Origin of the sequence: Streptomyces niphimycinicus, assembly GCF_018883605.1 — a bacterium.
Lineage (GTDB): Bacteria > Actinomycetota > Actinomycetes > Streptomycetales > Streptomycetaceae > Streptomyces > Streptomyces niphimycinicus.
In genome coordinates this window covers 1-528 of sequence record NZ_JAHLEM010001336.1, presented here as the reverse complement: position 1 = coordinate 528, position 528 = coordinate 1, and the positions used below count along the sequence as shown (strand labels likewise).

General features: G+C 77.1%; 1 protein-coding gene. It reads left to right on the top strand.

The features are described 5' to 3' along the window. Positions 1-322: 322 nt before the first annotated feature. Positions 323-528: hypothetical protein (locus KN815_RS49630; protein ID WP_216348259.1), on the top strand; the 206-nt coding region annotated here is incomplete at its 3' end.

Here is a 528-nt window from a genome sequence, read left to right as displayed (position 1 = left end):
GGGCCTTCCCTGCCTCACCCCGGGCGCCCCGGGGGCCGAGGTGCTCGGGGTGAGGCTGGGAAGGCCCGCGGCCGAGGCAGGGGCAGACCCGGGGCTGCGGCGGGGGCGTCTTGGGGCTGAGGCGGAGAATCCGGTTGTCTGGAGCCCGAGGCGTCGTTTGGGCGCGGATAGCGGTACGTTCGCGGCTAGCAAGGGCGACACGCGAGGGAACGACGAGCGCGGTGGGGCGAGCCGCACCGTGGGGGACTCGGCGGTGTGGAGCCGCGGCGCAGGACGGACCCCAGACCAGGAACTCCGGAGGCGAGACGTGAGCAGCACGGCGATGGTGCGAGGCGCGACCGAGGACGCGGACCCGTTCGGGACCGCGCGGCTGCGGCGCGGCGTGCTGGACGCCTGGGCCGCGTCGCCCGCCCGGTTCCGGGAGGACGCCAACGCCGAGGAGGACCTGGCGCTGGGCGGCCACCGCGACCGGCTGGTCGTCGAGATGGCCCAGAACGCGGCGGACGCCGCCGCCCGCGCCGGGGTGCC